This window comes from Lysinibacillus sp. PWR01, from assembly GCF_043359455.1.
GTDB lineage: Bacteria > Bacillota > Bacilli > Bacillales_A > Planococcaceae > Lysinibacillus > Lysinibacillus fusiformis_F.
Window position 1 is genome coordinate 1 of the sequence record NZ_JBHERJ010000075.1, and the last position, 23,524, is coordinate 23,524.

23 protein-coding genes, 1 tRNA gene and 1 pseudogene are annotated in these 23,524 nt (G+C 37.7%); 2 read left to right on the forward strand and 23 right to left on the reverse strand.

Annotation, left to right across the window (positions count from 1 at the left end; translation table 11 throughout):
- Nucleotides 1–372: 372 nt before the first annotated feature.
- From ACEVFT_RS16615 to ACEVFT_RS16685, 15 genes and pseudogenes are all read right to left on the reverse strand, one after another.
- On the reverse strand, nucleotides 373–1,194 hold the full coding sequence (locus tag ACEVFT_RS16615) for a methyl-accepting chemotaxis protein (RefSeq protein WP_393950785.1): 822 nt from the start codon (nucleotides 1,192–1,194) through the stop codon (nucleotides 373–375).
- Nucleotides 1,195–1,270: 76 nt separating this feature from the next.
- A pseudogene (locus ACEVFT_RS16620) lies at nucleotides 1,271–1,390 on the reverse strand (hypothetical protein); the annotation flags it as partial.
- Between the two features lie 360 nt (nucleotides 1,391–1,750).
- Entirely contained in the window at nucleotides 1,751–2,278 is a 528-nt protein-coding gene (locus tag ACEVFT_RS16625) for a DUF6241 domain-containing protein (RefSeq protein ID WP_393950786.1), read from the reverse strand.
- 402 nt (nucleotides 2,279–2,680) lie between these two features.
- Nucleotides 2,681–2,968, reverse strand: a complete 288-nt coding sequence (locus tag ACEVFT_RS16630) for a site-specific integrase (RefSeq protein WP_393950800.1) — start codon at nucleotides 2,966–2,968, stop codon at nucleotides 2,681–2,683.
- Between the two features lie 220 nt (nucleotides 2,969–3,188).
- Nucleotides 3,189–4,481, reverse strand: a complete 1,293-nt coding sequence (gene eno, locus ACEVFT_RS16635; protein ID WP_205445407.1) for a phosphopyruvate hydratase — start codon at nucleotides 4,479–4,481, stop codon at nucleotides 3,189–3,191.
- Between the two features lie 2 nt (nucleotides 4,482–4,483).
- Complete coding sequence (gene gpmI, locus ACEVFT_RS16640) at nucleotides 4,484–6,025, reverse strand: 2,3-bisphosphoglycerate-independent phosphoglycerate mutase (protein ID WP_393950787.1); 1,542 nt, start codon at nucleotides 6,023–6,025, stop codon at nucleotides 4,484–4,486.
- The gene (tpiA, locus tag ACEVFT_RS16645) at nucleotides 6,018–6,779 is read right to left on the reverse strand and encodes a triose-phosphate isomerase (RefSeq protein WP_205445410.1); all 762 of its coding nucleotides are present in this window, start codon (nucleotides 6,777–6,779) and stop codon (nucleotides 6,018–6,020) included. Before tpiA ends, gpmI begins: the two co-directional genes overlap by 8 nt.
- A 19-nt stretch (nucleotides 6,780–6,798) precedes the next feature.
- The gene (locus ACEVFT_RS16650) at nucleotides 6,799–7,983 is read right to left on the reverse strand and encodes a phosphoglycerate kinase (protein ID WP_393950788.1); all 1,185 of its coding nucleotides are present in this window, start codon (nucleotides 7,981–7,983) and stop codon (nucleotides 6,799–6,801) included.
- A gap of 533 nt (nucleotides 7,984–8,516) precedes the next feature.
- The gene (gap, locus tag ACEVFT_RS16655; RefSeq protein ID WP_393950789.1) at nucleotides 8,517–9,533 is read right to left on the reverse strand and encodes a type I glyceraldehyde-3-phosphate dehydrogenase; all 1,017 of its coding nucleotides are present in this window, start codon (nucleotides 9,531–9,533) and stop codon (nucleotides 8,517–8,519) included.
- 126 nt (nucleotides 9,534–9,659) lie between these two features.
- On the reverse strand, nucleotides 9,660–10,712 hold the full coding sequence (locus tag ACEVFT_RS16660; protein WP_205445415.1) for a sugar-binding transcriptional regulator: 1,053 nt from the start codon (nucleotides 10,710–10,712) through the stop codon (nucleotides 9,660–9,662).
- A 178-nt stretch (nucleotides 10,713–10,890) separates the two neighbouring features.
- Complete coding sequence (locus ACEVFT_RS16665) at nucleotides 10,891–11,013, reverse strand: hypothetical protein (protein ID WP_255358808.1); 123 nt, start codon at nucleotides 11,011–11,013, stop codon at nucleotides 10,891–10,893.
- A gap of 261 nt (nucleotides 11,014–11,274) precedes the next feature.
- Nucleotides 11,275–11,508: a glutaredoxin family protein gene (locus ACEVFT_RS16670; RefSeq protein ID WP_393950790.1), complete on the reverse strand. Its 234-nt coding sequence runs from the start codon at nucleotides 11,506–11,508 to the stop codon at nucleotides 11,275–11,277.
- Nucleotides 11,509–11,813: 305 nt separating this feature from the next.
- Nucleotides 11,814–14,087 (reverse strand): S9 family peptidase, encoded by a 2,274-nt coding sequence (locus ACEVFT_RS16675; RefSeq protein WP_393950791.1) that lies wholly within the window; start codon nucleotides 14,085–14,087, stop codon nucleotides 11,814–11,816.
- A gap of 148 nt (nucleotides 14,088–14,235) precedes the next feature.
- Nucleotides 14,236–14,985 carry a TPM domain-containing protein gene (locus ACEVFT_RS16680; protein WP_393950792.1) on the reverse strand — a complete coding sequence of 250 codons (750 nt, stop codon included), beginning with the start codon at nucleotides 14,983–14,985 and terminating at the stop codon, nucleotides 14,236–14,238.
- Entirely contained in the window at nucleotides 14,985–15,566 is a 582-nt protein-coding gene (locus tag ACEVFT_RS16685) for a LemA family protein (protein WP_393950793.1), read from the reverse strand. Before ACEVFT_RS16685 ends, ACEVFT_RS16680 begins: the two co-directional genes overlap by 1 nt.
- 133 nt (nucleotides 15,567–15,699) lie before the next feature.
- On the opposite strand from ACEVFT_RS16685, the gene ACEVFT_RS16690 reads away from it, so the two are divergent.
- Entirely contained in the window at nucleotides 15,700–16,314 is a 615-nt protein-coding gene (locus tag ACEVFT_RS16690; RefSeq protein WP_205445425.1) for a spore coat protein, read from the forward strand.
- An 87-nt stretch (nucleotides 16,315–16,401) separates the two neighbouring features.
- Here the strand turns inward: ACEVFT_RS16690 and ACEVFT_RS16695 are convergent, their stop codons facing one another.
- The 4 genes from ACEVFT_RS16695 to ACEVFT_RS16710 all read right to left on the reverse strand — a co-directional run bounded on the left by ACEVFT_RS16695 (nucleotide 16,402) and on the right by ACEVFT_RS16710 (nucleotide 19,290).
- Entirely contained in the window at nucleotides 16,402–17,124 is a 723-nt protein-coding gene (locus ACEVFT_RS16695) for an amino acid ABC transporter ATP-binding protein (RefSeq protein ID WP_205445427.1), read from the reverse strand.
- On the reverse strand, nucleotides 17,121–17,831 hold the full coding sequence (locus ACEVFT_RS16700; RefSeq protein WP_205445428.1) for an amino acid ABC transporter permease: 711 nt from the start codon (nucleotides 17,829–17,831) through the stop codon (nucleotides 17,121–17,123). Before ACEVFT_RS16700 ends, ACEVFT_RS16695 begins: the two co-directional genes overlap by 4 nt.
- An 87-nt stretch (nucleotides 17,832–17,918) precedes the next feature.
- Nucleotides 17,919–18,716 (reverse strand): basic amino acid ABC transporter substrate-binding protein, encoded by a 798-nt coding sequence (locus tag ACEVFT_RS16705; protein WP_205445430.1) that lies wholly within the window; start codon nucleotides 18,714–18,716, stop codon nucleotides 17,919–17,921.
- Between the two features lie 499 nt (nucleotides 18,717–19,215).
- A tRNA-Arg gene (locus ACEVFT_RS16710) sits at nucleotides 19,216–19,290 on the reverse strand.
- Nucleotides 19,291–19,595: 305 nt separating this feature from the next.
- Here ACEVFT_RS16710 and clpP point away from each other — a divergent pair.
- Nucleotides 19,596–20,186, forward strand: a complete 591-nt coding sequence (gene clpP / locus ACEVFT_RS16715; RefSeq protein ID WP_004228025.1) for an ATP-dependent Clp endopeptidase proteolytic subunit ClpP — start codon at nucleotides 19,596–19,598, stop codon at nucleotides 20,184–20,186.
- A gap of 54 nt (nucleotides 20,187–20,240) precedes the next feature.
- On the opposite strand, the gene ACEVFT_RS16720 is transcribed toward clpP, so the two are convergent.
- The 4 genes from ACEVFT_RS16720 to rapZ all read right to left on the reverse strand — a co-directional run bounded on the left by ACEVFT_RS16720 (nucleotide 20,241) and on the right by rapZ (nucleotide 23,517).
- Entirely contained in the window at nucleotides 20,241–20,498 is a 258-nt protein-coding gene (locus tag ACEVFT_RS16720) for an HPr family phosphocarrier protein (RefSeq protein ID WP_004228023.1), read from the reverse strand.
- 112 nt (nucleotides 20,499–20,610) lie between these two features.
- On the reverse strand, nucleotides 20,611–21,558 hold the full coding sequence (gene whiA / locus ACEVFT_RS16725) for a DNA-binding protein WhiA (RefSeq protein WP_004228019.1): 948 nt from the start codon (nucleotides 21,556–21,558) through the stop codon (nucleotides 20,611–20,613).
- A 65-nt stretch (nucleotides 21,559–21,623) separates the two neighbouring features.
- Nucleotides 21,624–22,619: a gluconeogenesis factor YvcK family protein gene (locus ACEVFT_RS16730; RefSeq protein ID WP_205445432.1), complete on the reverse strand. Its 996-nt coding sequence runs from the start codon at nucleotides 22,617–22,619 to the stop codon at nucleotides 21,624–21,626.
- A gap of 4 nt (nucleotides 22,620–22,623) precedes the next feature.
- Nucleotides 22,624–23,517, reverse strand: a complete 894-nt coding sequence (gene rapZ / locus ACEVFT_RS16735) for an RNase adapter RapZ (RefSeq protein ID WP_054549566.1) — start codon at nucleotides 23,515–23,517, stop codon at nucleotides 22,624–22,626.
- Between the last annotated feature and the right edge of the window lie 7 nt (nucleotides 23,518–23,524).

The following is a 23,524-nucleotide window of genomic DNA, read 5'->3' on the forward strand; positions in this document are numbered from 1 at the left end:
TAGCATAGCAATCAAATAGCCCAATATCTGTATTCTTAGGGGGGATAGGATTTTTATTTTCAATGTGGAGAAGTGATGCGTGCCAACACCCCTCCATAAAGAGTAGTGAACACCTTTACTTTATTTGAAAACTTTTGCTAAAAAGGTAACACTTTTGTAGGTTGAAGTGGAAGGCTACTTGACTCCCGTGGGATAGCGAGACAGGCGAGCCCCTGCACGAAGCGATAGCGGAGGAAGCGGCTCGGCGCTCGCCCACAGGAAAGCAAGTAGCCTGCAACGGAAACCATTTTCACCTTTCACAAAAATTCTATTGATGGTTTTGTTTTTCAACAATATGAGGACAGTCTAGCATTACTAGACTGTCCTTTCTTATTATCGTAAGAGACCTTTTATGTAAACCGCCATTTGCTCACTTATATCATTTAGTTTTTCAATGGCTTCACTAAATTGTTGAACCTGCTCTGCCTGATCATTTGAGGCTGCTTCAATTTGCTCCATGCTTTCCATAAGTGCTTGAATATTACTCGTAATCGTTTTAAGAGAGGTTTCAATTTGCTCTGTTGCTGTAGCTGTCTCACTAGAAAGCTTCCTTACCTCTTGCGCTACGATGTTGAAACCTGCACCGTATTGGCCTGCTCGTGCCGCTTCAATCGAGGCATTTAAGCCCAGTAAGTTGGTCTGTCTCGAAATCGTTTTAATAAAATCTGTTACTTCATTAGAACGAGAAGAATTTTCTAAGGCATGTCGAGATTTTTCTGTAATAGTTTCACTCGTTGCAGACAATTCTTCAGAATGTGCAGCAATCGTATGTACTTTAATTTGGAGTTCTTGAATAATAGCTTGCAAACTGCCCATAAAACCTTCCACTTTTTCTTGCGCATCAACTGGGAAGATTAGGCTTAATACGGCTACAACTTTACCATTTTCACGCACAGGATAAAGCTCACTATTCATTGCAATCCCAAAATACTCTTTTGGAATGCTACGCTTTAAAATTTGTCCTTTTGTGACACTATGAAAATCAGGTGTATCCTCAAGAATAGTCCCTACTTGTAAATTCGTTTTGACTCTTGTCCCCTCTAATACAAACAGGACTTTTCTTTCCTCTGCACAATTAATAGTCATTGCTATTTCCTTCTTAAAGACTTCATGAAAAATCGGCAACGTCTCTTCTAATGATTGGATAATCCCCATATCTCTATCCCCCTCTATTTTTCTTTATTATACTAGACTGCTTAGGGTATACATACTTTGAGGTATTTTTTGTCTATTATTTAAGGTTGTAGAACGATTGTAAACCAAGGTACTCAGCTGTGGAACCAAGTTGATCTTCAATGTGAAGAAATTGGTTGTATTTTACTACACGGTCTGTACGTGATGGAGCACCTGAGCATGAACCTTGATTTATTATGGTCAATTATATGAGGTCTACAATAAATTTGGGAGTCTTAGTGAACACAAAAACTTGAAATTTCGGATTTCGCTTGTTCCGCATTGTATGGTCCAACTTGTGACCTCGCATGAATAGTTGAATCGCCAAACTCTTTTTGTACACGTTCTTCAATCCATAGGCTTTTGCGTTCAAAGTGATAATTAAATGATAAAATTCTTAGTCTGTTAGCGGTCTTTCTTCATTCATAAATAAAACTCTCCACTGATAATTTTTTTGTATCTTAGTAATTGGTGGATTTTGTGTAATAAAAATTAATGATAACAAACAGAAAAATTTACATACAATTCAAAGGCTCACCTATTTTTCATCTGTGTAAAATTGTTCAATATACTGCTCTTCTTCCTCGGGCGATAATAAACGAGTTGCTCTTCCTGAATTTGTTGTGTCATCGCCACCTTGCATTTCCCAAATTTTGTTATGGTCGTCAACGGCGTTTGAAAAATCACCTTTCGACCATCTTTCCAATATTGAAATGTAAAGATCTTTATATTTATAATCGTTCATTTTAACTACAGTTAACAATCGGTCAACTTTTTCTTGTGTTATTCGCTCACGACCCCATTGAGAAGCAGCTTTCACTTTTTGGTGAGACATGCTATGGATGGTTTCACTTACTTTTATTTCCATTAAATTGTCAGGATAAAGCAATTCTTCTTTTGTAACTTTTTTATCTTCAAGCGCTACTCCGTCAACAGTTATAGTGGCTCTTTCTTTTTTGGCAACAGGTTTTTCCATTTGTTCGGTGGATTTAATGTAACCAAAAATCCCTCCAAAAATGACCAATACTGCAATGATAACAATTGCAGATTTTGTTTTTCTCTTCATGTTATTAACTCCTCCTTGTAATTTATATCATTATGCAATTATGTATTGGTTTATATTATGTAATTAGGATAATAATAACAGAATCTTGAAACAAGGTTCAATGAAAAACTATAGTACAAACACTATTCTTAGATAATGGTATATACATTGTATACAGCATGTTAACCAACGCAAAATTGCGTTCGTTGATTAAATACAACTGATACAATTTTGTATGCGTTAATATAGGTAAGTCCATCATAGGTGCTCTCTATAGAGGAGAGTACCTCCATGCGTAAACACTACTGAGGTATCTAGCATTTTGCTAAGTACATAACGTTTTTACAAGGGGGTCGTGTTTTGCGACTCCCTCCAAGGGTCTGAATAATGTTACGAACCTTCTCATTACTATTCGTATCCTTTTCACCAAGGGTGTGCGTAATGTGCATACCTTTCATCACACAACGATTCGGTGCGTGCCATGATGTTTAATGTGACATATTCTTTCGCCACCAAATACGTGTAAAACGACCTCAACGATTTAATTACAGTGTTAATGTAAGTTGCCTTTTTACCAAGATTTAATTGATGTTGAATATATTTTTTTACATGAACTGTAGAAACGTCTTCAATTTCATTCACCTCATGAAACTCGTCCAGATATTGAATGAAGTGAGTTGTATTGTAGTTATAAGTTTCTGTTGTTCTAATTGAATAATTTTAATCAGTAATTAGCATGTAAATTCTTTTAATATATCTTTGATAAGCAAATAAAAAACCCCCAATCTACAAGTGTTTATCACACTTATAAATTAGAGGTTGAAACAATACATACGTATTGCTAAATTCACCTAAATGTACAACATAGTTCAAATTGTATAAAAAGGTTGTGTATTACTAAGTTCAAAGCATTTTTTCTTAAATCAAATGCTTATTTTATATTATAGAATGAATTTAAACCAAGATACTCTGCTGTTGAACCAAGTTGATCTTCAATGCGAAGAAGTTGGTTGTATTTAGCTACACGGTCTGTACGTGATGGAGCACCTGTTTTAATTTGACCAGCATTTGTTGCAACAGCGATATCAGCAATTGTTGCATCTTCTGATTCACCAGAACGGTGAGAAATAACCGCTGTGTAGCCTGCACGTTTCGCCATTTCAATTGCTTCAAATGTTTCAGTTAACGTACCGATTTGGTTTACTTTGATCAGGATAGCATTTCCTACGCCTTGCTCAATACCAGCTGATAATTTTTTTGTATTTGTTACAAATAGGTCATCACCTACTAATTGTACGCGACTGCCGATACGGTCTGTTAATAGCTTGTGTCCAGCCCAGTCATTTTCGTCTAAGCCATCTTCAATTGAAATGATTGGATATTTGTTTGTTAACTCTTCGTACCAATCAACCATTTCTTCAGAAGTTTTTACAACGCCTTCACCATCTAAGTGGTATTTGCCATCTTCTTTATTGAATAGTTCAGAGGATGCTACGTCCATTGCAAGTTTCACTTCTTCACCTGGTTTGTAGCCCGCTTTTTCAATCGCTTCTAAGATCACTGTAATCGCTTCTTCGTTAGAGCCAAGGTTTGGTGCGAAACCACCTTCATCACCTACTGCTGTGTTGTAGCCTTTTGCTTTTAGAACAGCCTTTAGGCTATGGAAAATTTCAGCACCGATGCGTACTGCATGACGGAAAGATTCTGCACCAACAGGCATAACCATGAATTCCTGAATGTCTACATTGTTATCTGCGTGAGCACCACCATTTAGGATGTTCATCATTGGTACTGGTAATTGTTTAGAGTTGAACCCACCAAGATATTGATAAAGAGGTACATCTAAATAATCTGCCGCAGCATGTGCGACTGCCATGGATACACCTAGAATTGCGTTGGCACCTAGCTTGCCTTTGTTTTCTGTGCCATCTAGCTCGATTAAAGCTTTGTCAATGACAACTTGATCAAGAACAGAATAGTTACCTTCTAATTCTTCCGCAATAATTGTGTTTACATTTTCAACTGCTTTTAATACACCTTTGCCTAGGTAACGAGATTTGTCACCATCGCGTAATTCTACCGCTTCGTATTCACCTGTTGATGCACCTGATGGTACGATTGCGCGGCCAAATGCGCCTGATTCTGTAAATACTTCAACCTCTACTGTTGGGTTCCCACGTGAGTCTAAAACTTCGCGCGCATAAACTTGTGTAATAAATGGCATAATTAATTCTCCTCTTTTTCAATTAATGATTGTCCTGTCATTTCAGTAGGCTGTGACACCTGTAATAATTCTAACATGGTTGGCGCTAAATCGGCTAAAATACCATCATTTCTTAACATTATATTTGGTTTTGTCACAATTACTGGAACAGGATTTGTTGTATGAGCTGTCATTGGCTCACCTGCTAAAGTTAACACTTCATCAGAGTTGCCATGGTCAGCTGTAATAATAGCTGCACCACCTTTTACAAGGAGCGCATCTACTACTTTCCCTAAGCATTCATCTACTGCTTCAATGGCTTTAATTGTTGGCTCCAGCATTCCACTATGACCAACCATATCAGGGTTGGCAAAGTTAAGAATAATGCCATCAAATTTTTCAGCCGCAATTTCTGCAAGTAAGGCTTCTGTCACCTCATAAGCAGACATTTCAGGTTTTAAATCGTATGTCGCCACCTTTGGAGAAGCAATTAAAATTCGTTCTTCACCTGGGAATTTTTCCTCACGTCCACCACTCATAAAGAATGTAACATGTGGATATTTTTCAGTTTCCGCAATGCGCAACTGTGTTTTCCCATTCGTCGCTAATACTTCACCAATTGTATTTTTCAAGTTGTCATTTTCATAAGCAACCTGTGCGTTGACTTCATCACTATAATGTGTGAAGGACACAAATTTTAAATTCTTTGGATGCTTTGCAGATATTGCAAAACCATCGAATGCTTCATTTGTAAACACTTTTGATAGCTGAATCGCACGATCAGGACGGAAGTTAAAGAAAATCACTGCATCATGATCGCCAATTGTTGCTACTGGCTCACCGTGCTCTTGAATGCTAAATGGAATGACAAATTCATCTGTAACTTCACGTTCATAGGATGCTGCTACACCACTTTTGGCACTTTCTGCTGTTTGACCAACGCCATCCACCAGTACATTATAAGTGAGCGCAACACGATCCCAACGTTTATCACGATCCATTGCATAGTAACGTCCATGAATCGAAGCAAATTGCCCTATGCCTATTTCAGCCATTTGCTTTTCTGTTTCTTCGATATAGTCTAATGCCGTTGTTGGACCAACATCACGACCATCTAAGAAGCCATGTATATAAACTTCATCTAATCCCTGCTGTTTAGCTAGTTTTAATAGCGCAAACATATGCTCATAATGACTATGAACACCACCGTCTGACAATAAGCCCATAACATGTAGCTTTGACTGATGAGCTTTAACATGTGCTACTGCATCTAAAAAGGCTTGATTCGTAAAGAAATCTCCATCACGAATGGATTTATTTAAGCGTGTCAAGCTTTGGTAAACAATACGTCCAGCACCGATGTTTAAGTGCCCCACCTCGGAATTTCCCATCTGTCCTTCAGGTAATCCAACGGCTTCTCCCGCTGCTGTTAATGTCGCATGAGGGAATTGGTTCCAATATCGATCGAAATTTGGCTTATTCGCCTGTGCTACTGCATTCCCGAATGTTTCATCTCGAAATGCAAAGCCATCTAAAATAATTAATGCTACTGGCTTTTTAGGCATTTGCTGCCGCCTCCAATAATGTTAAATAAGATTCTGGTTGTAAGCTTGCTCCACCAACTAAAGCACCATCAATATGTTCTTTCGATAAAAGCTCCTGAATGTTATCAGGCTTCACACTACCGCCATATTGAATGCGCACAGCATTCGCAGTTTCAGCATTATATAGCTCTTCGATTACTGCTCGAATCGCTCCACATACTTGGTTTGCATCGTCTGCCGTAGCAGTTTTACCAGTACCAATCGCCCAAATCGGTTCATATGCAATGACCATATGCTCTACTTGCTGTGCTTCAAACCCAGCAAGTGCCGCTTTAATTTGACCAGCAACTTTTTGCTCTGTTGTGCCAGCTTCACGTTCCTCTAGCGTTTCACCACAGCAAATAATAGGTACGATAGTATGTGCAAGTGCTGCTGCTACCTTTTTATTAATCGCTTCGTCTGTCTCATTGTAGTATTCGCGACGTTCTGAGTGCCCTAAAATGACATAGTCAACATCTACACTTGCTAGCTGTGCTGGACTAATTTCACCAGTAAAAGCACCTTCATTTTCATAGTGCATTGTTTGTGCACCAATCGCCAGCTCTGATTCACTAGCAACTTGCACAAGTGTAGGTAGGTAAAGAGCTGGTGCGCAAATAACAGCATCTACTTTGTCATTGGAAGGAAGTTTTTCCTGTACAGCATCTACAAATTGAATAGCTTCTTCAAATGTTTTAAACATTTTCCAGTTACCTGCAATAATTGGTTTACGCATCATTTTGCCTCCGATTAGCTTATTTATCGTTTAGTGCTACAATCCCTGGAAGCTCTTTGCCTTCCATTAATTCTAAGGAAGCACCGCCACCTGTAGAAATATGATCCATCTTATCTGCTACTTCAAATTTTTCAACTGCCGCTGCCGAATCACCGCCACCGATTACCGTGTAGCCTGCAGTTGTTGCCATTGCATCAGCAACTGTTTTTGTGCCGTTTGCAAATTTGTCCATTTCAAAGACACCCATTGGCCCATTCCAAATGATTAATTTAGAGTTTTTAATAACTTCTGCATAGTTTGCAGCTGTTTTTGGACCAATATCTAGGCCCATCCAATCAGCTGGAATAGCATCTACATCGACGATTTGTGTTTCAGCATCCTGTGAAAATTCATTTGCCACAACAGCATCGACTGGCATATGTAATTGCACGCCTTTTACTTTTGCCTTTTCAATAAAGGACTTTGCTAGTTCAATTTTATCTTCTTCTAACAATGATTTACCGATATCATGGCCTTGTGCCTTAATAAATGTAAAGGATAAACCTCCACCGATAATTAAGTGATCTACTTTCTCTAACAGGCTTTCAATAACACCAATTTTATCTTTTACTTTGGCACCACCAATAATGGCTGTAAATGGATGCTCAGGGTTAGACAAGGCCTTACCTAGTACATCTAATTCCTTTTGCATTAGGAATCCAGATACAGCTGGAATATGCTTAGCAATTCCTTCTGTAGAAGCATGTGCTCGATGGGCTGCCCCAAAAGCATCATTGACATAAATATCTGCTAGCTGAGCAAATTGCTGTGCTAATGTCGGGTCATTTTTCTCTTCACCAGCATGGAAGCGTACATTTTCAAGCAATAGAATATCTCCATCTTGCATGTTTGCAACGGCTTCTTCCACCGCTTGCCCAATGGATTCATCAAGCTTCGTAACAGGCTTGCCCATTAATTCAGCTAAGCGAATGCCAACAGCTGTTAAACGCATGTCTTCTTTTACTTCACCCTTTGGACGACCTAAGTGAGAAGCTAGAATAACTTTAGCACCCTGCTCTACTAAATACTCAATTGTAGGAATAGCTGCACGAATACGTGTCTCATCCGTAATAGCACCATCTGCCATTGGCACATTAAAATCTACACGTACAAAAACGCGTTGACCCTTTACATCAATATCTTTCATTGTTTTCTTATTTAACATGAAGAAACTCCCTTCAAAATTTGTTTTAGTCTTACACCCTTGTGTTTTACCCATCTTGGCTCTACACCATGCTTACTAAATTGAAAAGTCATTTTGGTACTTTTTCAGGGTCACTATCTAGTGTGATTATGATTCTCCAACTTTTGATAATGAACCCTAATACTTGTTTTTATAGTAGCAAAAGTTACCTTCTATGTCTTGCAATCACCATGTATCAATTACGCCTTAGTGTAATTTTTCGAGCTTGCTCTAAAAGCCCCTCTTCAAAATCTGTACATCTGCTGGGGCTTTTATCTTGATTCAGTCTATGTCTGGACACCCAATGAATCAAAGAGAGTAATTTGTGTATTCATCTCACCACCTATGGAGGTGGGCGTTTTCTGCTGAATCTAGTTAAAAAAGGAGTAAGGGTTATCCCTTACTCCCAATACCCTTGTATATTATATCTATTCGATATTATAAAGGCTATACTTTTTGTGCATAAAAAGCAGTAATATGTCACACTTTTTACTCAAAATGTCGAAATATGATACTTATTTATGGTTTAATCCTTGTTCAGCAATGTATAAAGCTAGGTCCATTAAGCGAGTAGAGTAACCAATTTCGTTATCGTACCAAGCTAAAACCTTCACCATTTTGTTTTCTAATACCATTGTTGAAAGACCATCTACAGTAGAAGAATGATGGTTACCGTTATAATCGATTGATACTAATGGTAGCTCATTGTAATCTAAAATGCCTTTTAATTCATTTTCAGAAGCTTCTTTTAATGCTGCATTAATCGTTTCTTTCGATACATCTGCTTTTAGCTCCACAACTAAGTCAACACATGATACGTTAGGTGTTGGCACACGCATAGAGAAGCCATCTAGCTTACCTTTTAATTGTGGTAATACTTTTGATACTGCTACTGCTGCACCCGTTGTTGTTGGAATCATAGAAACCGCCCCAGCACGTGCACGACGTGGATCAGAGTGTGGGAAGTCTAGAATTCGTTGGTCATTTGTATAAGAGTGAATTGTTGTCATCATACCGCGTTCAATGCCAAATTTCTCATCAAGTACTTTAGCTACTGGTGCAAGACAGTTTGTTGTACAAGAAGCATTGGAGATTACATCATCAGTTGCTGGGTTATAATCCTCATGGTTTACACCCATAACAAATGTAGGCATTGCCCCTTTTGCTGGTGCCGATAGAATGGCTTTTTTCGCGCCTGCTTCAATATGCTTGCCTACTTCTTCCATTGAACGGAATCGACCAGTACATTCAAGCACTACGTCTACGCTTAATTCGCCCCATGGTAATTGTGCAGGATCTTTTTCAGCATATACTTTTACACGTTGGCCATTTACTACGAAAGAATCTTCATCTGCATTGACTTCAGCATCATAGATACCGTGTACTGAATCATATTTCAATAAGTGCGCAAGCTGACCAGCATCTGTTAAGTCGTTTACGGCTACTACTTCAATTTCATCATGCTTCATTGCCTCACGAAATACTAAACGTCCAATACGTCCAAATCCATTAATCGCTAATTTTAATGCCATTGTTAATTCCTCCAATAATGTGTATTGTCTGTCTCTATGAATAGAGACATCAAAATTTACTTTATGCTCATTCAAAAAGTGTTCTAGCACTTTCTGAGATCGAGTGACATGTTTGATACTTTACCATCATTCAAGATGCTTATTTTCTATAGAAGATAATTGGGCAGCAATTGCTTTGGCTGCTGCTTCATCTGTTACAAATATGGTTTGCTTAGGTGCTACTTTAAAATAAGAAAGCATTGCATTGACCTTTTGTTTTCCTGCTGCAACTGCAATGACTTGCTGGCTATTTTGTACCTGCTCAAGTTGAATACCAATCGTACGTATACGATGAACAATTTCACCATTAGCATTAAAATAATAGCCAAATGCTTCACTTACAGCGCCTTTCTCCTCAAGAATTCGCAAATCCTCTGGAGATGAATTACGACGAATCGCCATTTCCTCTGCGGAGCCAATCCCGTGAATGACGCAATCTGCTTGATCGTAGAATGCCATCATTTCTGTTACCATCGGCTCTGTTAACATCGCTTGATAAGCTTGCTCACTTAAATGCTCTGGTAAAAATAAAGTACGGTACTGTGCCTCCATCTGCATGGCAAATGTTGCAACAAGTGTATTGGCCTGCATTTGCATTTCATGTCCAATCCCACCGCGTGCAGCTACAAAAGTGATATCCTTTTGTCCGTCTAAAGGATGTAAAAACTGTGCAAGAGAGGCAACAGATTTTCCACCAGTGACAGCTACTACTTGCTCATCAAAAGCAGTTGACATAAATTGCAATGCCGCTTCTTTGCCTAGCATGGTCAGGATTGTATGATCCTCATTGTAATCACCAGGAACTACGACTACACGCTGGATGCCAAAATGGTTTTCGAGCACTTTTGCAAGCTGTGTTAAACCAGACCATTCGTAAACGATGACTCTTAATTTTTCAATGACTATTTCACCATCATCTGTACATACCATACCCGACTTTTGCGCATCTAATAACCCTTGTTCACGTAAAATATCAGTTTCTTTACGTATTTCTCTTTCTGTCATTTTCAGTGAATCGGCTAGCGCACGTCGTCCGATTGGTTGCATAAGTTGAACGGCTTGCAAAATTCGATATCTTGATTGCAGAAGCGGATACATTTCAGGAAGTAGCCTTTGCTGTGCCTCTGGAACAGTTAACATATCTATCTACTCCCTTAACTAATAGTTGTGGGTTTATTTTTATCCCACTCAATTATTTTGTGTCCCACTTATGCTTTTATTATAATATGCATTGTTTTAAAGTGCAAGTAGTTGAATTGTTTATATTAAAAAAAGCCTCATAGCCTTCAACATGGCTACGAGACTTTGTTGTACTTATTTATTTAGTGAAAGATAAAATCGCGTTCTTTTTAAAACCTTCTAAAGCTTTTGTTGCTTCACTTTTATTTGTAAATTCAAAAATACGAACATCCTTTTTCTCAAATACTGTAATAACCCACATTGTAAAATCTCCCTTCACATCATTCATTTTTGTAATATAACAACCACTAAAATTTGTGATACATTCGCTAAACTGTTTTATAACAACTTCTTACTTGATACCTATTCTACTCCGTTTTTTATGAAAAGAAAGTCTAATGTGAAGGTCTTCACAAACTGTTCAAATTCAAAACGCTTTCATTGAACAATTTGTGAATTGTGAGAATTACAGCTAACAATAGAGTCATTTTTTCCGTTAATAACCTTTTATACATTCAGTAAATTAACTGCCTAATTGCTCCATCAAGGTGGCATAATCTAAATTACCATACTGGATTACGACACCATCCTTTTCAACTACAGGAATCATTAGCATATATTTTTCATGTATGCGATCATCTTGCTCAATATCAATCACATCAATTTCAAAGGGAACATCTTCCTGAGCAAGCTTTAATGTCTGTAATCCTTCTACACATAAAGGACAATTTGCCCGACTAAAAAATTTAATCTTCATAGATAGCACCTCCCATCTTTATTATAAACGAAAGTACAATGAAGTTATGGCTACTATTCATTGACGATTTATATTTTGATGGATGACGCCTCTAGAATGTTTTTACCAGAATTTAAAAAGCATAATCTTATTCGTTTCAGTATTTCTCGAGTGGATGAACAATAAATTTATAATGGTATTGAGGAACTGGCTCTGTATATTTCTCCATTTGATCGTAAGAAACGCTAGACAAACTCTATTCACCTTATGTAATTAAAAAGGCATTGATTGTGAGCAAGCTACACATCAATGCCTTTCGTTTCAGATTATTTTAAATGACTATCGAAAAATTTCACCATGGCATTATAGAATTCAATTCTATTTTCTTCGTTAGCGAAGCCATGTCCTTCATTATCTTTTAGCATGTATTCTACATCCACACCTCTAGCACGTAAGGCTTCCACAATTTGATCGGATTCTGCTTTGTTCACACGTGGGTCATTTGCACCTTGAGCGACAAATAATGGTGTTTTGATTTTATCTGCATGGAAAACAGGTGAAACAGCTGTTAATAATTCTTTGTCCTTCTCTGGGTGACCTACGCGCTCATAAAACATGTTACGCATAGTTTCCCAGTAAGGTGGGATGGTATTTAATAATGTGAATATGTTAGATACCCCTACATAATCAACTGCTGCAGCATATAAATCAGGCGTATACGTAATACCAGCTAATGTTGCATAACCTCCAAATGATGCACCATAAATACCGATGCGATCAGGGTCTGCAATGCCTTGGTCAATTGCCCATTGGACACCATCTGTAATATCATCTTGAATTTTCAGACCCCATTGCTTATTTCCAGCTTGAAGGAACTCTTTACCATAGCCAGTTGATGAACGGAAATTCACCTGTAGCACTGCATAGCCACGATTAGCTAACAATTGTACTTCTGGATTGAAGCCCCACATATCACGTGCCCATGGCCCACCATGTGGATTGACAATAAGAGGGAGATCTTTCACTTCTTTATTTTTCGGTAAAGTTAAATAGCCATTAATTGTTAAACCATCTCGGCTCTTATAAGAAATTGGGTGCATTTCAGCAAGTTCATTCGGATTTAACCAAGGACTTAAAGTGGCCAATTCTGTTAATTCATCTGTTGTTGAGTCGTAGTAATAATATTTTCCATAGACAGTATCACTTGAAACACTCACAATAAATTTTGTCATTTCTTTATTGTAATCATTGATACCAAGCTCACTTTCATGCACATTCAGCTTGCTTTGAATTTTACGGAAAAGCTTTTCAAAGTTCTCGTCAAAGAATTGATAATGTGGTTTATCTGTTATATATGCACCATATAGCAATTTATCGTGTTCAGCACTATATAAGACACCTGAAACATCTACTTGATCATTAGACATAATGACTTCTTCATTACCTTTTAAGTCGTATTTCACCACTTCTACTTTGTCTCTACCTTTATTTGATGTAGCATAAATGTATTGATTGTCTTTAGAAAATGCTAGTGGCATTACTTCATCGCCAGCTTCCATTTCAATAAATGGCTTGAATTCATCCTTTTCCGAATCTCTATAAAGAATCGTTCCTTCCACACCATCTGAAGCTACGGCAATTCGCACATTGCCATTGCGATCTGCTAGCCAGCTCGTAATATTACCAGGATTTTTTGCAACATGAGTTGTTTCACCAGTCTTTACATTCAGTTTGTAGACATCAAAAACTGTTGCATCTTCCTTATTCATCATAATAAGTATTTCATCTTTAACACCTTGCAGACCACTTAATATGCCAACTGTGACGTTTGGATATGGTGTTAAATCTTTTTCCTCAGCGCTATTAAATGTCGTAGAATAAATATGGAAGTTTTCATCTCCACCTTTATCCTTTAAATATAGTAAATTATTATCTTTCCAGAAAAATCCTGCAACATCACGATCTTTTGAATTAGAAACACGAACGGGCTCACTATCATCATTCATCTTTTTCACGAAAACATTGGATCTGTTCTCCCAAGCAGAGGAAAAAGTAATGTAATTGCCATCAGGTGAAAGTTCATAACCAAAGTTCCCAGGATTCTTCATAAAGTCTTCAACTGAAATTTCCTTTACACCTTCATGATTGGAACCATTTTTTTCTTGTTTTGCATTGTTTAAAATTTTTACTGCATCTTGTTTTGATATTGCTTCACTACTTAATGATAGGCCATTAAATAAACCAATTTTATTGGCTTTCTCTAAATACTCAGCAAGTGAAGCCTCTTTTTCTTCTTTATTTAACGCTCTTACTAAAATTCGAGCCGCTTCATCATGTTTAATCGTCAAACTTAAATCTGTGAATTCCCCAGCCTTTACCCATTTATCAATAATTTGTTGACGCATTGAATCTGAGCCGTGCTGGAATGTTAAAGTTGTTACAGCTAAATTCAAAAATTCCTGCGCTGTCAAACGTTCTTCTTGTGCTATCACGGTGCTAGTTGTTTCGTTGGCCGCACGAACTTCTTGCATTGTTGCAGGTATAACTATAGAGGTTGTTAAAATAATTGCTAACGATGCGGATAAAAATCTTTTTTTCAAAAATGATTCCTCCCTATATCAGTTTACGTTATATCGATTGTCGATACATTTAAATTATAACAATTCTAGCATTATTGTCAATAATTGAGAGAATTTAATTGATTCATAATGAAAGCGAACTAAACAAATTAGTTCGCCACTACCCCTATTAAAATTTCCGGCTTGCTCCTCCGCCGGCGGAAGATCCTCCACCAAAGCCGCCAAAGCCACCTCTACTTGAACGTCCTCCACCAAAGCTACCTGGATAGCCTCCATAGCCTCCACTGCGAGGACCTCCGCCACCTTTCGAAAAGAACGAATAAATAATAATGACAACGATAATGATTAAGATAATTAACCAAGTGGGCATGTCTTCCCCTTCGGTTGTATGTGCTGGTAATTCACCGCTCCAATTATACTCTTGGGCAACAGCTCGAAAAACTTCAGTATAGGTCGCTTGGAAAGCTTGATCTAAATTACCCGTACTTGCCGAAGGATAAAAGGCATTATCTAAAATGCGTCCTAATTTACCATCTGGTAATGCTCCTTCTAAGCCCTGGCCCACAGCGATTACAACGTCGTTATTCCCTTCCCCTTGACCAAAAGTAGCTAAAATCAAGACACCGTTATTTTTCTCCTTATCACCTATGCCCCATGACCGAATCAATTTTGTTGCATACATCTTTGGCTCTTGTCCATGAAGACTATCAACTGTGACTACCATGATTTCAGCACCCGTACCTTGATCCAATTGCTCTGAATAATGATTTAACTCTTCTTTGACATTCGCTGAAATTACATTGGCAAAGTCATGTATATACGTATTTTTCATGGGTGACGGCATAGCTGCTTTCGTTATATCCGAGAAAAAAAGAAGCACCGAACAAACGATGATCATCTGTACAATGCAACGTTTCATTAATGTGTACCTGATTGACTAAAGTTGATAGATGGTGCTTTGTCAGCTCCTGTTGCGGCTTTAAAGTATTCTTTTTGTTCGAAGCCAAACATCCCTGCCATCAAATTACCAGGAAAACGTTTAACATGTTTATTGAATTGCTGCACCTCATTATTGTAATCCTCACGTGCTACCGCTAGGCGATTTTCAGTACCTGCTAGCTCATCCATTAACTGACGGAAGTTTGCATCTGCTTTTAAGTTTGGATAATTTTCCACAACGACTAGTAAACGACTAAGAGCGCCCGTTAATGCATCATTGGCGACAGCTTGCTCCTCTGGTGAGCTTGCACTCCCCATTTGTGCACGTGCCTCCGTAATACTCGTTATCACCTCTTGCTCATGATTGGCATAGCCTTTCACAGATTCCACCAGATTGGGAATCAAATCATAGCGACGTTGGAGCTGATTTTCAACTTGTGCCCATTTAGAATCAACATTTTCCTCGGCTGTCACCAGGCTATTATATTTAGGTATGAATAATAAGGCGATTACAACAAGAATAATGACAATTATTCCAATTGGTCCAAGCAACTTTTTCAATTTTAAGCCTCCTTGACTTGCTTTTCCTTCTATCATTAGTCTACATTTTTACCTTTACATTTATACCGTATGAAATTGAATTGACTCGACATACTAAATACTGCAACAAAAAATTATTGAGGAGGCGTTTTTTTTGTCACAATCGTTTTACAACGAATCATCCAATCAAACAAATTTCAACCAACAGCATAGCCTAAATCATGGTGGCCATGAAATGATGGACATGCATGAAACAATTGGCGAAATTATTGCAGGTATGAACCAAGCCATTATTTTGCGTCCCCATGTAAAAGACCCTGAATTACTCAACATTTTGGATCGTCAATATAATTTCACTCTAGGTATGTATAATACAATCGTAGAGTCCTTTAAAACAGGGCACGATCCATCTGTTCCAACAGGACGTTACCAAATGGAAACAGGAAATGACTTCAAATATGGCTTAAATCCTGGTCAACCGAAAAAGCCAATGCAAAATGCTAATGAAATAAATGATGAAGCCATTTCTGGATTCTTACTTGGTGCTCAAAAAGGCGCAGCAAAATGTATGACAACCGCTGCGTTGGAGACAACAAACCCTGTTGTTCGTCGCGTTGTTGCAGATAGTATTCCTAACTGCATTGAAATGGGATACGAATTATCCATTTATCAAAATAAACACGGCTATTATCAGGTGCCTCAGTACTCCCAACAGGATATGCAAACGATGCTAAATGCATACGACACAACATCTAATCCCCTTCATTAAATAAGAACAGTCCATGGTGAATACTCATCATGGACTACTTTTTTTAGCACAAAAAAGCGAACGAGCATGTCGTTCGCTTTTTCAGCTTTATAATACTTTTCCTAAAAACGCCTTTGTTCGATCGCTTTGTGGATTGCCGAATAGTTCCTCTGGAGAACCTTCTTCTACGATATAGCCTCCATCCATAAAGACTACTCGATCGCCTACTTCACGAGCAAAGCCCATTTCATGCGTCACAACCACCATTGTCATCCCTTCAGCCGCTAGATTTTTCATAACATCTAGCACCTCTTTTACCATTTCAGGGTCAAGTGCTGAAGTTGGCTCGTCAAATAAAATAGCTTTTGGCTTCATAGCTAAGGCACGAGCAATTGCCACACGCTGCTGTTGACCACCCGATAGCTGCTCAGGATAATTATAGGCCTTGCTATCGAGTCCAACTTTTTTTAATAGCTCATGTCCTAGTTCTTCTGCGTTTGCACGACTCATTTTACGAATTTGCATAGGTGCCATCGTGACATTATCGATAACAGTCATATGCGGGAATAAGTTAAATTGTTGAAACACCATGCCCACTTCTGCACGTATTTCATTGATATTCGTTTTAGGATCATTAATCTTTACATTTTCAATATAAATAGCACCATCTGTTACTTCTTCTAACATATTAATGCATCGTAGAAATGTACTTTTTCCTGATCCAGATGGCCCAATGACACAGACAACTTGTTTTTCTTGAATTTCATAATCGATTCCTTTTAATACTTCAAGCTTGCCAAAGTACTTGTGTAGGTTTTCAATTTTTATCATCTTGCTTCCCGCCCTTCTACCTTAGCTTTACGAGGGACATAACTATTGCTAAATCGTTTCTCGATAAATGCTACAACTTTTGTTACACCATATGTTAAAACTAAATACAATAATGCTGCAACGATATACGGTTCCCAGAAGCGGAAGCTTGCACCAGCTACTACCTTACTAGCATATAAAATATCTGGTGCGGCAATAACTGTTACGAGTGATGAATCTTTTAATAATGCGATGAATTCATTCCCTAATGGTGGGATCATACGTCTAAATGCTTGAGGTAAAATGACCTTACGCATCGCTTGATTATGTGTTAACCCAAGAGAGCGTGCAGCCTCCATTTGCCCTTTTGCAATACTTTGAATCCCTGCACGGAAAATTTCTGCATTGTAAGCAGCACAGTTTAAAATAAGCGCTGTAATCCCCGATACCATATAACCTAAAGAATGACCAAAAATTGTTGGAATAACTGCTAAGTGAATTAACAAGATTTGTACAAGCATCGGTGTTCCACGGAATAAATCAATATATAGTTTAGATGGCCAATAAATCCATTTTTTACTCGATAATTTTCCAAGACCTAAAAATAGCCCTAATAGAATACCGCCAAAATAACCACTAAGTGTCAAAATAAGTGTTACGCCAATACCTCGTATAAACATATCTCGGTAGTTCCAGACAATGTCCCAGCGTAAGTCAAAGATGTCCATCCGAAAACCCCATTCCCCTTTAAATTACGAATAATAAATGAGCCGCTAGCAAAATTACTATGTTAGTAGCATCATGTCATTCATTTGTTACTCAAAATCAGTGCCCGTAATTTCTTTTAATTTACCGTTTTCTTTAATCTTTTTAAGACCTTCATTTAATTTATCTAACAATTCTTTATTCCCTTTTTGAACCATGAAGCCATAGTATTCTTTGTCGAATGCGTCATCTTCAATTACTTTTAGTTTTTGATCTGGATGAGCTTTCATATATTCATAAACTACCGCATTATCTCCGATAGCTGCATCAACATTACCATTTAGCATCTCTTGAATCGCAATTGGCTGACTTTCAAATGCCATAATATTTGTACTTGCTTCCCCTTGTAGCTTTTTCGCCGCCATATGACCAGTAGCATTAATTTGTACTGATACTTTTTTATCTTTTAATTCATCAAGAGATTTGATTTTTGAATCTTCTTTCACAACAATTAATAATTGAGACTCATAGTATGGTTCTGTGAAATCAAATGATTCTTTACGCTCTTCAGTAATTGTGATTCCTGAAGCTCCGATATTTGTTTCACCATTTTTAATTGTTTGGAAAACTGGTTCCCACCCGATATTATTCCACTCAACTTCAAAGTCCATTTCATCTGCAATAGCTTGTAAAATATCGACATCAATCCCTACAATTTTCCCTGAATCGTCAACAGATTCAAATGGTGCAAAAGTGGCCTCAGTACCAACTTTGTATACTTTCTTGCCATCTCCGCCGTCTTCTGAAGGTGTACTACCAGAAGAAGCATCATCTTTTGTACCACATCCTGCAAGTGCTAATGTTAATGCTGCGATAATCATCAGTAACATCCAACCTGTTTTTTTCATTGTATTTCCCCCTAGTTCGATAATTTTCCAAAATACGTATTATTTTTCGCAATTCGGAAATGTTAGACTATTAGGTCAATTATATTAACAATATAGTATTTAGACAACAACTTTTCGCATAAAACTAAATATTTTTTCATATAAATTTATAATTAATTCATATAATTTGAAAAAACATGTATAAATCACAAGAAATTAAACCTAAAACTAATATATATACAATGAGAACCATGCCAAATTTCGATAAATTTAGGCAAAAAAAAAGAATCCCCTCAGATAGGATTCTTTTTTTTCGACTATTGCTAGTCTCACGTACAGTATGTTCACTAAAAAATAATTTGGAGTTATTGCTTTTTTGAAGGTTTGAAAGGAATAAATAGGGGAATAATGCCAACTAGGACAGTATTCACGTTATTCTTCCTCTCGATCTCCAGTAAGCAGGCTGCTAAACTACTTATTAGGAGATGAGCTATTACAGTATATCAATTCATCAGTAAAATGGCGCCCTCGGAGGGAATCGAACCCCCAGTGCAAGAACCGGAATCTTACGTGTTATCCATTACACCACGAGGGCAAAAGACACAAAAAAAAAGTACTCACTCTAGGCTTACGAAAAGCATGATGTAGATAACCCTCATTTGAAGCATACCTGCAAAATAGTGTCCTGTACTTTAAACTTATAACCTTAATTATTATACAAGCCCATCCTATATAATTCAACCATAGAATGCAAAAACAATTTATTTTTTTTAATTTCACTTTAGCAGGGTTAATATTTGACCTTCCCTGACTATAATGTGTATGATAAGGATACAGCTGAAATACAAAGGAAATTTTCAGTAAAGGTATTCGAATTTAGCTTTTTAAGGAGGATTTAACATGAATTTAATTCCTACAGTTATTGAACAAACAAGTCGTGGTGAGCGTGCATATGACATTTATTCACGTCTACTTAAAGACCGTATTATCCTTTTAGGAAGTGCCATTGATGACAATGTTGCTAACTCCATTGTCGCTCAGCTTCTTTTCCTACAAGCAGAAGATCCAGATAAAGATATCTCACTTTACATTAACTCACCTGGCGGATCCATTACGGCTGGTATGGCTATTTATGACACAATGCAAATTATTAAACCACAGGTACAAACAATTTGTATTGGGATGGCTGCATCAATGGGTGCTTTCCTACTTGCAGCTGGTGAACCTGGTAAACGTTTTGCTCTACCAAATGCTGAAGTAATGATTCACCAACCACTAGGTGGTGCACAAGGTCAAGCGACAGAAATTGAAATTGCTGCTAAACGTATTTTATTCTTACGTGAAAAACTAAATGGCATTTTATCTGAACGCACAGGTCAACCACTTGAAGTCATTGCAAGAGACACAGATCGTGATAACTTCATGACTGCTGAACGTGCAAAAGAATATGGCTTAATTGACCACATTATGCATCGTAGCGATAATAAATAAAAAATAAAAGGCATCACAGATTTGCTCTGTGATGCCTTTTGTGTTCAATGAATGTTAATCTTCATTTTCAATAATTGTTGCCAATGCTGTAACCGCTTGCTCAGCATCGTTACCTTCACTACTTAAAGTAACTTCCGTACCTTTAGCAACAGCTAAGCTCATGACACCCATAATGGATTTGGCATTTACTTTTTTCTCATCTTTTTCTAGAAAGATATCAGCACTAAAACGATTTGCTTCCTGCACAAATAGTGCTGCTTGTCTAGCTTGTAGTCCTAATTTTAATTTAACCTGGACTCTTCTCTCAATCATTCTCAAAACTCCCCTTCACTACCGTTCATCTATTAGTTTTATCTTACCTCACTTACTAGCAAAAGAACAATAAGCGATTAGCATGACATTCATACCTGAAAAGTATGATAACTTAACCACCTATTTTTTCACCGCGCCTTAATGCATCAGCAATCTCATCAATTTTTCTCAATCGATGGTTGACACCTGATTTACTAACCGTTCCACTAGATACCATTTCACCAAGCTCTTTTAATGTCACATCTTGGTATTCTACACGGAGACGTGCTATTTCACGAAGCTTCTCTGGTAGTTGATCAAGACCAATTGAATTTTCAATAAATCGAATATTCTCTACCTGCCGTAATGCTGCACCAATGGTTTTATTTAGGTTGGCTGTTTCACAGTTTACAATACGGTTGACACTATTGCGCATGTCTCGCAATATGCGAACATCTTCAAATTTCATCATAGCCTGATGTGCACCAACAATATTAAGGAAATCCGAAATTTTTTCTGCTTCCTTTAAGTAAGTCACAAAACCTTTTTTACGTTCGATTGTTTTGGCATTGAGTTCAAATTCATTCATCAAATCCATTAATGCTTCACCATGCTCTTTATATAAAGAATACACCTCTAAATGATAAGCTGATGTTTCTGGATTATTGACAGAACCTCCTGCTAAAAATGCACCTCTTAAATAAGCTCTTTTTTGGCCACTCTTTTGAATGAGCTTTCTTGAGATCGTATGGTTAAATTGAAAGTCGTCTGAGATGATTTCTAAATCAATTAACAGCTCACGCGCACCTTCTCTTACACGGCATATATACACATTATTTTTTTTCAGTCGCATTTTCTTACGAACCAGTAATTCCACATTGTACGGATACAATTTTTTCATAATCGTATATAGTCTTCTGGCAATTGCAGCGTTTTCGGTTTGCACGTCTAAGCTTAGTTGTTTATTTGCAAAGGATAATGAACCATTCATACGAATTAGGGCAGAAACTTCTGCTTTCATACAATGATTGTCCGCTTCTATTTGTGTTAACTCTTTTTTTGTTTCAGAAGCAAAAGACATATCACGCCCCCCTTTCAATCCTGATTTCTATGTATATGTTCATCTTACCATATACAATAAAGCCATTATGTTTCTATTATTGGTCCTCTTACTTTTTGATGGTAAATATCAGCATAATCTACCAGCCATTCTGCAACATTCGCAGCATTATGCCGAACCGTGCCATCTGGACGAATTGTAGCAATGTCTCGTTTAATAACTTCTAATCCCATGCTTTCAAGCTTTGCTACGTCAAATGTCACTGGTTCCGCTCTTTCTTCTTTATACAGTTCTTTTACAGGGTTAGGGAGTTCTTCATCATTTACTAAAATGGAATCGATAAAGTCATGGCCAACATGCTTATGTATAGCTGTTACATGATCGCCTGCTGTATAAGAAATGGTTTCACCCTTTTGTGTCATTAAATTACAAACATATATTTTTCTTCCTTTAGCCTTAACAACTGCTTCTCCTATCTCCTTAACAAGCAAATTCGGAATAATGCTTGTATACAAGCTTCCTGGTCCTATTAAAATATAGTCGGCACGAAGTATAGCACGAATAGCTTCTGGTAACGGTTGCACATTTTCAGGTACTAAAAAAACGCGATTAATGCGTTTTGTCGCTGTCGGGATTTTTGATTCGCCCTCAATAATTGAACCGTCCTCAAGCACAGCATGTAAGGCGATTTTTTTATTAGCAGCTGGTATTACTCGACCATGAACTTTTAAAACCTTTCCCATCTCACTAATAGCATGACTGAAATCTCCAGTAATGTCAGTGAGTGCCGTAAGCATTAAATTCCCTAAGGAATGACCTCGTAAATCTTCAGATGCTGAAAAACGATATTGAAACATTTGCTCTACAAGGGGCTCAATATCTGATAATGCTGCAATTACATTGCGTACATCCCCAGGTGGTGGAATATCATAATCATCACGTAAACGCCCTGAAGAACCGCCATCATCTGCTACTGTCACAATAGCAGTAATATCAAATGGGTGGTGCTTCAGCCCGCGAAGTAACGTGGAGAGCCCTGTGCCACCACCAATTACCACAAGCTTTGTTTGCTTTTTCCCCATTCACTCATTCCTTTCTACGATTAATATCACGATGCGTAATAACCGTATTTTCCTTGCCCGCAAAATATGCCCCAAAAAATTCTGCTAATGTCACGGAGCGATGCTGGCCCCCAGTACAACCAAAAGCAATAACAAGCTGTGATTTGCCCTCTTGTCGATAGAGAGGAATCATAAAGTCTAATAAATCCGTTAGTTTTTGTATGAGGATTTGCGTGTCTTCCAAAGCTAAAACATAAGAAGATACCTCTGTTTGAAGACCCGTTTTTGGACGTAGCTCCTCCACATAATATGGGTTTTTAAGAAAACGAACATCAAACACTAAGTCCGCATCAATCGGCATACCATGTTTAAAGCCAAAGGACATAATGTTAACGGTAAAAATAGTATCTGCCTCACTCGCAAATTCTTTGACAATTTTTTCACGCAATTGCTTTGGTTTCATATTAGATGTGTTATAAACAAAATTAGCACGGCCCTTTACTTCAGATAAAAGTACTCGTTCCTGTTTAATTCCATCTAGAGGTAAACCGTTCACTGCTAATGGATGGGCACGTCTTGTTTCTTTATAACGTCTGACTAATGTGGCATCATCTGCATCTAAAAATAAAATACGAGCAACAATATCGCCTTCTTTTAGTATATGGTCCAATGCGCCAATTAGAGCATCAAAAAAGTCGCCTCCGCGCATATCCATTACTGCCGCAATTCGGGTACTGTTTTTACCAGAATCTCTCAGTAAAGTTAAAAAAGTTGTAAGTAACGCAGGTGGTAAATTATCAATACAGTAATACCCTAAATCCTCAAAGCTTTGAATAGCTACAGTTTTCCCAGCCCCAGACATTCCTGTAATAATAACCAATTCATGTGTACTTTGTTGGCCTTCAACCACCACTGTCATGCAACTC

Bases quoted from the DNA above. Each gene is read 5' to 3' on its own strand.
- ACEVFT_RS16615 (WP_393950785.1), bottom strand. From the start codon at position 1,194: ATGGGGATTATCCAATCATTAGAAGAGACGTTGCCGATTTTTCATGAA.
- ACEVFT_RS16625 (WP_393950786.1), bottom strand. From the start codon at position 2,278: ATGAAGAGAAAAACAAAATCTGCAATTGTTATCATTGCAGTATTGGTC.
- eno (WP_205445407.1), bottom strand. From the start codon at position 4,481: ATGCCATTTATTACACAAGTTTATGCGCGCGAAGTTTTAGACTCACGT.
- gpmI (WP_393950787.1), bottom strand. From the start codon at position 6,025: ATGCCTAAAAAGCCAGTAGCATTAATTATTTTAGATGGCTTTGCATTT.
- tpiA (WP_205445410.1), bottom strand. From the start codon at position 6,779: ATGCGTAAACCAATTATTGCAGGTAACTGGAAAATGTTTAAAACATTT.
- ACEVFT_RS16650 (WP_393950788.1), bottom strand. From the start codon at position 7,983: ATGTTAAATAAGAAAACAATGAAAGATATTGATGTAAAGGGTCAACGC.
- gap (WP_393950789.1), bottom strand. From the start codon at position 9,533: ATGGCATTAAAATTAGCGATTAATGGATTTGGACGTATTGGACGTTTA.
- ACEVFT_RS16660 (WP_205445415.1), bottom strand. From the start codon at position 10,712: ATGTTAACTGTTCCAGAGGCACAGCAAAGGCTACTTCCTGAAATGTAT.
- ACEVFT_RS16665 (WP_255358808.1), bottom strand. From the start codon at position 11,013: ATGTGGGTTATTACAGTATTTGAGAAAAAGGATGTTCGTATTTTTGAA.
- ACEVFT_RS16670 (WP_393950790.1), bottom strand. From the start codon at position 11,508: ATGAAGATTAAATTTTTTAGTCGGGCAAATTGTCCTTTATGTGTAGAA.
- ACEVFT_RS16680 (WP_393950792.1), bottom strand. From the start codon at position 14,985: ATGAAACGTTGCATTGTACAGATGATCATCGTTTGTTCGGTGCTTCTT.
- ACEVFT_RS16695 (WP_205445427.1), bottom strand. From the start codon at position 17,124: ATGATAAAAATTGAAAACCTACACAAGTACTTTGGCAAGCTTGAAGTA.
- ACEVFT_RS16700 (WP_205445428.1), bottom strand. From the start codon at position 17,831: ATGGACATCTTTGACTTACGCTGGGACATTGTCTGGAACTACCGAGAT.
- ACEVFT_RS16705 (WP_205445430.1), bottom strand. From the start codon at position 18,716: ATGAAAAAAACAGGTTGGATGTTACTGATGATTATCGCAGCATTAACA.
- clpP (WP_004228025.1), top strand. From the start codon at position 19,596: ATGAATTTAATTCCTACAGTTATTGAACAAACAAGTCGTGGTGAGCGT.
- ACEVFT_RS16720 (WP_004228023.1), bottom strand. From the start codon at position 20,498: ATGATTGAGAGAAGAGTCCAGGTTAAATTAAAATTAGGACTACAAGCT.
- whiA (WP_004228019.1), bottom strand. From the start codon at position 21,558: ATGTCTTTTGCTTCTGAAACAAAAAAAGAGTTAACACAAATAGAAGCG.
- ACEVFT_RS16730 (WP_205445432.1), bottom strand. From the start codon at position 22,619: ATGGGGAAAAAGCAAACAAAGCTTGTGGTAATTGGTGGTGGCACAGGG.
- rapZ (WP_054549566.1), bottom strand. From the start codon at position 23,517: ATGACAGTGGTGGTTGAAGGCCAACAAAGTACACATGAATTGGTTATT.